Source organism: Cytophagia bacterium CHB2 (genome assembly GCA_030263535.1).
Taxonomy (GTDB): domain Bacteria; phylum Zhuqueibacterota; class Zhuqueibacteria; order Zhuqueibacterales; family Zhuqueibacteraceae; genus Coneutiohabitans.
Map to the genome: position 1 here is coordinate 1 of SZPB01000345.1, position 7000 is coordinate 7000.

A 7000-nucleotide genomic window follows, 5' to 3' on the forward strand; every position below is an offset into this window, starting at 1 on the left:
ACTTCGAGATAATTGCTTTTTTCCGCAAGCTGTTCGATGGGATAACCGCGATAGCGCAAAATTCCCTTGTCCCCGTCGATAAAGGTGATCCGGCTCTGGCATGACGCGGTGTTCATGAATGCCGGGTCATAGGTCATGAGGCCAAAGTCTTCGTCAGAGACTTTGATTTGCCGCAGATCCATGGCTTTGATCGTGTCATGGACGATGGGGATTTCATATTTTTTCCCCGTGCGGTTGTCGATAATGCTGAGAGTTTCGGGCATGGCAGGCTCCTTTGAGATGGTTTAAATGTGACTGAAGCGAAGAGGAGCACCGCCACTTTGCCCCGCGGTGAGACTGCAATCGTGCTTGAGGCGCTAGGCAGGAAGAAAAGGTCAACAACCGAGATTTTGACTTTGTCAATTTTTCGTCTGGACGAATGAAATGGGAGAAAAAAATCACCCATTTTCCGCACGAAAAATCGTTTTCCGATGAGCAAGCAGCGACGTCGTCCTCCCTCAAAGATAACTCAACTACTATGCCGAAGTTTCCCGGAAAATTCTTATATAATTTTTAAGAGGTTATCATGGACGAAATGCGCAAGTGCTTATTTTTTTTCCCGATTTCGCGAATTTACTCAATGATTATCGCATAACTGAGAAAGAAGGTTGCCGCTAATTCCATAGTTTTATGAGCGTCGTTATTCAGCACGAATTTTGCGTCATTTAAAATGGACTAAACCAGCCATTTTCTTTTCACTGGAATCGCCGCTTAACCTCTGCTCACAAGGAGGCAGATTATGGATCATCCATATTTGGTCATCGCAGCGATCACCGGGTTGGCCGCATTATATGTGGCTTTTCCGGTAATCCTCAACACCTTCATGACCTATCGCAAGAGCCGGCGAGTCATCTGTCCGCTGGATTCCAAACCAGCTACGATTAGCATTAATGCGCGGGCAGCAGCGTTGGCGTCGGTGGTGGGTAAGGTCAATGTTCGGGTCTGTGCCTGCTCCTCATGGCCTGAGAGAGCCGGCTGCACGCAGGGTTGTGTAATGAAATATTTGAGACGCGAAACCCGGGCAACGGTTGGCGCTTAGCCAAAAAGCTTTTCAGGTTAGTAGGAAATTTATCCGCCTGCCCCAACAATTCCCGGCCAGGTTTTCGCAAAACTCATCGTTGCGCGAAAATTGAAACAACGGGCAAAATCAAATGCAGATGATCTTTCAGCGCTTGTTTATGTTTTCGTGTGATGTCATTCACTGACACGTTGATCATCTGTCATTTTCTGAACGCTGCAACGCCCGCTCGCAGAGGCATTCAGTGTTTCAACAGTGCCCGCAGCCCCTCTTCATATCCGAGCAATTTCGTTTTTAGCACGCGCTGCGCGAGCTTGTTCGTAAGCGAAACATCTTGCGGGCGCGCCGCGGGTGTTTTTGCTTCGAACATTGAAACCGGTCGCAGCAACGCTTCATCAAAGCCTGCCAGACGGCACAAGGCTTGTGCAAACTCATAACGGCTGCAACGCTTTGCCCCGCCCAAATGAATAATCCCGGAGAAAGATAAATTTACCAACTCAAGCAACGCTTCTGCCATGTTTGCGACCAGTCCCGGCGTGCGATATTGATCATGAAAAACGGCAACCGTCTCTTTCCGCTGCAGTTGCGCGAACATGCCGGCAAAGAAACAATAGCCTCGCGCCAGTGGAAATCCGTACATCAACGGCAACCGGGCAACACAGGCTTGTGGACATGCGAATAACGTTGCCGTCTCGCCCTCATGTTTGCTTTGGCCATAAAGATTGATCGGCTGCGGAAGATCGGTTTCCGCATACCAGCCGGTTTTGCCATCAAACACGAAATCCGATGAAATATAGATCAACCGGCGTTGCCGTTGGCCGCACCATTCTGCAATTACGCGCGTTGCCTCAACATTGATGCGCTGCGCCAAATCCGGCGCGCGCTCGCATTCATCCACTTGCATGACAGCCGCGTGAATCACGACGCTGGGATCGATCTCATCCAAAACCTCAAAAAGTCTCTCACTCTCGCTGAGATCGACGTTCACGGGTTTTGTACTCTCGGGCAGTGTTTCGTTCCGGTGAAACGTGCCAAAGACGTCCCATTGCTTCGTTGCCTGTTGGCAAATGTGCCCTCCGAGAAAACCGCTTGCGCCGGTTACAAGAATACGTTTCATCGCTTGTTGTCCTGGTGGATCAAAACTCACTGTTGCTTTGCACAGCAGCGTGGCGAAGTCTTACTCGATCAGATTGGCCAGTTTTAGCAATCCCCTTTCAACTTCTTTACCAAGGTGAAATCGAATGACGCGCCGTTTTGCATCGAGCAACGCCTGCCGATCGCCCAGCGCTTGCGCCAGTTCGAGCACGCCGAATGTCATGGAGGAGTTCGGCAAGCCGGCTTCATCTGGAATTGCGAGATCCTGCACGGCATCCGAAGTAAATTGCATGAACAAACCATGCCCGGCATCGCCTTTGTGCAATTGTCCCGTGGAATGCAAAAAGCGCGGGCCATAACCTACGGTGGTTGCCACATGCAAGCGCGTCTGAATTTTTGTGCGCAACTGTTGCAGCGCGGCGTCATTTTCCGCGGTCGGCGTCACATAAGCTTGCAATGCGACGTAGCTGCGACTCTTGTGATTTTTATCTCCCGGACTGGCTTGCGCTAGAAATTTATTCATAGCATCAGCCAAAGTATTTGAAGGAATATCTGAGTAAACCGACACACCGTCCGCGTGCAAAATCGGTGTCAGTTCTGGCAGCTTACCTTCTTTTTGATAGGCCTCCACCATTTGCCGCGCCAGAATTTTTGCAGATTCCACGTTCGGTTGATCAAAGGGATTGATCGCAAGCCGTCGGCTTGCGATGATCGTCGCGATTTCCCAGCGAAAAAACTCCCCGCCAAGATCATATAAATCCTGCAAATCAAGCTGAACCACTGGATGCCCGGCTTCAAGCAATGCTTCAACCTTTTGATCGAAAGTCGAGTCGCCCTCGAGACGGAGATAAACAAACAAACGATCATTCCCATAAACGCTCGGCGCGCCAACCTCTTCGCCATCAACCGGCAAGATGCCTTTGCCCTCTTTGCCTGTGCTTTCCGCGATCAACTGCTCTGCCCAAGCGCCAAAGTATTTTATCGGCGGTGAAGCGATCAACGTCACTTTGTCGCGCCCCTGAACCGCTAATTCACCCAAAATCACCCCCAGCGTGGCGGGAGAATTATCCTTTGTTTGCGATGACGCGATACTCTTGCTGAGCTGCACCATTGCTGCAGCGCGCTCGAGCAGCACTTTCAGATTCATGCCTATTAATGCCGCCGGCGCCAAGCCAAAATACGAAAGTGCAGAGTAGCGCCCGCCGATGTTGGGATCGTTGATGAAGGTTTTGCGAAAATTGTACTTCTTGGCCGTATCAGCCAGGCCGCTGCCAGGATCTGTGATAGCAACGAAATGCTTGCCCGCTTTCGTCTCACCAATTTTCTCAGAAGTCCAGTTGTAAAAATATTTAAAAAACGAAAACGTTTCAACGGTGCCGCCGGATTTGGTGGAGACGATGAAAAGCGTTTGGGGCGGATCGAGGCGGTTCGCATGCGCCAACACCGCGCCCGGATCCGTGCTGTCAAGCACAGCGAGATCGAGATAGCCGATTTGCACGCCAAACGTGAAGCGAAACACTTCCGGCGCGAGGCTCGAACCGCCCATGCCGAGCAACAGCGCATGCGTAAAGCCTTCCGCGCGGATTTCGTCAACAAAGGCATTAATTTCAGGAATGGCTTTTGACATTACCTCCGGGCTGTGCAGCCAGCCGAGACGATTGGTGATTTCAGTTGGCTCGGGTTTCCACACGGTGTGATCATGGCTCCAAATACGCGCGAGGATATCATTTTCACGCAAGTCTCTGAGCGCGGTATCAATGTTCGATTGGTATTTTTCCAAGCGAAAGGCGTCACTTTGTTTGGCAGATTCATGTTGCGTGGACATTCTTCGAACTCCTCAAAAAAGCGGTTTGGGTGCTGGCTAATTCATGCAGATTTTTTGTTTTTATAACGTTTTGCGACTGAGTGAATATGCCATTTGATGAATCTTGTGAAAATTCGGTTTGGGGCGGCAACTTCACAAGATTCTTGCAGAATGACAAGCTAGACAGGCAAATGAAAAACGCTATATTGGCCAGGCTATTCACCCAGACAGAATCGCCTTCCCAAGCGGTTCATCCCCAAAGCGACCGCGCTCAAAAATCTTCTGGCCGCGCAGAAATGTCATTTCAACAACGCCGTTGAGTCTTTGCCCTTCATACGGCGTCATTTTGTGGCGATGATGAATCATCTCCGCCGTCAGCGTAAATGAGGCTTCAGGATTCCACACAACGAGATCGGCATCATAGCCTGGCGCGATAGCGCCCTTGCGCCCGGATAATCCCACGAACGCAGCCGGGCGATGCGCCAACCATTCACTCAAATCAAGCAACGAAAACCCGCGTTGCTGCGCGGCGGTCCACATCACCGGCAGAGTGAATTGCAGCGAGGCAATGCCGCCCCACGCCTGCTGAAAATCGCCGAGATCGAGTGCTTTCATCACGGGCGGGCAGGGCGAATGATCTGAGGCGATGAAATCAATGTCGCCGGCTTTGAGCGCTTGCCAAAGCTGTTCACGATTCTCATGCTCGCGGATCGGCGGGGCACATTTAAAGCGCGTATCGCCGTCTGAAATTTCTTCAGCGCTGAAGTACAGATAATGCGGACAGGTTTCAATCGAGAGCGGCAATCCCGCCTGCCGTGCTTGCCGCAATTCCGGCAAAGATTCTGCCGAAGACAAATGTACGATATGAACGCGGCATTGATATGCGCGGCACAACGCGATCATCATTCGAATTGCCTCATTTTCCCATGCTCTTGGGCGCGAGGCCAGATAAGCTTGATAACTGCGCGGATCGCTTGCGGCATTTGTCGCGCTGTGATTCCGATTCAGTTCGGCATGAACGAGTAAAGGCAGGCCGCTTGCCGCGATCATCGGCATAGCCGAGCGCAAATCTGCTTCAGCAACGTTGGGAAAATCATCGATGCCGGAATGAATCATGAATGCTTTAACGCCCAACACCCCGGATTTTAGTAGAGGCGCAAGTGCCGCGTGATTTCCCGGCACCAGTCCGGCATAAAACCCGCAATCAACCCAGAGTTTGTTTTGCGCCGCAGCCAGTTTCTGCTCGAAGGCGTCAACGTTTGTCGTCACCGGTGTGCTATTCAACGGCATGTCGACCAATGTTGTCACGCCGCCGGCAGCCGCCGCGCGCGTTGCCGTCTCAAAGCCCTCCCACTCCGTGCGCCCGGGTTCATTAAGATGAACATGCGTGTCTATCAGACCGGGCATGACGACAGCATCATGAACATTGATGAGCCGCTCGTTTCCCGCAATTTGCAGATTGCTCACCACGTCGGCAATTTTACCCGATCGTATCACAATTGCGCCTGCACGCACACCCTCGGGCGTTACGATTCGCCGGCTTTTGATGATGAGATCAAAATTCATGCTCACGGTTTTCCTTGGGATGGCATAGTAACCAAACCTCAAATCTTTGTCAAATGGATTTTAGTGCGGCAGCCGTTTGCAAGCGCCGGCGCAATAAAAAAACAAAAAAGGCCGTGAAAAGATTCACGGCCTCGAGTTTCGATTACACTGGTGACGTTGCCTCAGGCAATCGCCGGTTGTTGCTCCATCAAGGGCGTCACCTCTGTTTTCGGTTTGCGCGGCCGTTTGCCCAGCACGACTTTGCTGACCTCATCCATCTCGCTCACGAAATGAAATTGCATCTGATCGCGCACGTGTTGCGGTATCTCCTCGATATCCTTGCGGTTCTTTTCCGGCAGAATCACTTTATCGATGCCGGCGCGTTTTGCTGCCAGCACCTTTTCCTTGATACCGCCAACCGGCAGCACCAGGCCGCGCAGGGTGATTTCTCCAGTCATGGCATAATCATGCGCCACCGTGCGGTCCGTAAGCAATGACATCAACGCTGTGAACATGGTTACACCCGCGCTCGGCCCATCTTTCGGAATCGCGCCTGCCGGCACGTGAATGTGAATATCGATCTTGTCGAAAATATCTTCGTCAATGTCATAAAACTTGGCTTTGCTGCGAATGTAAGACAGCGCGGCATGCGCCGATTCTTTCATGACATCGCCGAGATGGCCGGTCAGCATCAAACCGCCTTTGCCGCGCATTTTGGTGGCTTCGATGAACAGAATATCACCGCCCACCGGGGTCCACGCCAGACCGGTGGCCACACCGGTCCGGCTGGTGCGTTCTTTGGCATCGGCAAAATACTTGATGACACCGAGATATTTGCTCACTTCATCCTTCGTTACTGTGCGCTTGGCCTCTGCCAGACTTTCCTTGTCTTTCGATTCGACAATTTCTTTGGCGATGCCACGGCAAATGTTGGCAATCTCGCGTTCGAGATTGCGCACGCCCGCTTCGCGCGTGTATGAGGAGATGACCTGTTCGATCGCCGGCTGCGAGATCGTGATGTTTTCCGCTTTCAAGCCGTGCGCCTCAAGCTGCTTCGGCACTAGAAACTTTTCCGCAATGCGGATTTTGTCTTCGGCGGTGTAGCCGGGCAACTCGATGATCTCGAGCCGGTCTTTCAACGCCGGGTGAATCGGATCCTCGAGATTCGCCGTGGCGATGAACATCACTTTCGACAAATCAAACGGCACTTCGAGGTAATGATCGCTGAACGAAAAATTCTGTTCCGGATCGAGCACTTCCAGCAGCGCCGAGGAAGGATCGCCGCGGAAATCTGCGCCGACCTTGTCGATTTCGTCGAGCATGAAAATGGGGTTGTTGACGCCGGCTTTTTTCAAGCCTTGAATGATGCGGCCTGGCAATGCGCCAATGTAGGTGCGGCGATGGCCGCGAATTTCAGCCTCGTCATGCACGCCGCCCAACGAGATACGCACGAATTTGCGTCCCATCGCGCGCGCGATCGAGCGTCCCAGCGAAGTTTT

At 52.0% G+C, this 7000-nt stretch carries 6 protein-coding genes; 1 reads left to right on the forward strand and 5 read right to left on the reverse strand.

The annotated features are described in order from the left end of the window. A partial coding sequence (locus FBQ85_24165) for a citrate (Si)-synthase (GenBank protein MDL1878228.1) occupies positions 1 to 263 on the reverse strand: 263 nt, incomplete at its 3' end. A gap of 515 nt (positions 264 to 778) precedes the next feature. Here FBQ85_24165 and FBQ85_24170 point away from each other — a divergent pair. Continuing rightward, complete coding sequence (locus FBQ85_24170) at positions 779 to 1078, forward strand: hypothetical protein (protein MDL1878229.1); 300 nt, start codon at positions 779 to 781, stop codon at positions 1076 to 1078. Between the two features lie 220 nt (positions 1079 to 1298). On the opposite strand, the gene FBQ85_24175 is transcribed toward FBQ85_24170, so the two are convergent. The 4 genes from FBQ85_24175 to lon all read right to left on the reverse strand — a co-directional run. Continuing rightward, entirely contained in the window at positions 1299 to 2174 is an 876-nt protein-coding gene (locus tag FBQ85_24175) for an SDR family oxidoreductase (GenBank protein MDL1878230.1), read from the reverse strand. 60 nt (positions 2175 to 2234) lie between these two features. Then, positions 2235 to 3977, reverse strand: coding sequence for a glucose-6-phosphate isomerase (locus tag FBQ85_24180; protein ID MDL1878231.1), 1743 nt, complete (start codon positions 3975 to 3977; stop codon positions 2235 to 2237). 198 nt (positions 3978 to 4175) lie between these two features. Beyond that, entirely contained in the window at positions 4176 to 5522 is a 1347-nt protein-coding gene (gene allB, locus FBQ85_24185) for an allantoinase AllB (protein ID MDL1878232.1), read from the reverse strand. Between the two features lie 161 nt (positions 5523 to 5683). Beyond that, positions 5684 to 7000, reverse strand: a 1317-nt coding sequence (gene lon / locus FBQ85_24190) for an endopeptidase La (protein ID MDL1878233.1), incomplete at its 5' end; no start/stop codon positions are given.

Coding starts and splice junctions, on each gene's coding strand:
- FBQ85_24170 (MDL1878229.1), top strand. CDS start 779: ATGGATCATCCATATTTGGTCATCGCAGCGATCACCGGGTTGGCCGCA.
- FBQ85_24175 (MDL1878230.1), bottom strand. CDS start 2,174: ATGAAACGTATTCTTGTAACCGGCGCAAGCGGTTTTCTCGGAGGGCAC.
- FBQ85_24180 (MDL1878231.1), bottom strand. CDS start 3,977: ATGTCCACGCAACATGAATCTGCCAAACAAAGTGACGCCTTTCGCTTG.
- allB (MDL1878232.1), bottom strand. CDS start 5,522: ATGAATTTTGATCTCATCATCAAAAGCCGGCGAATCGTAACGCCCGAG.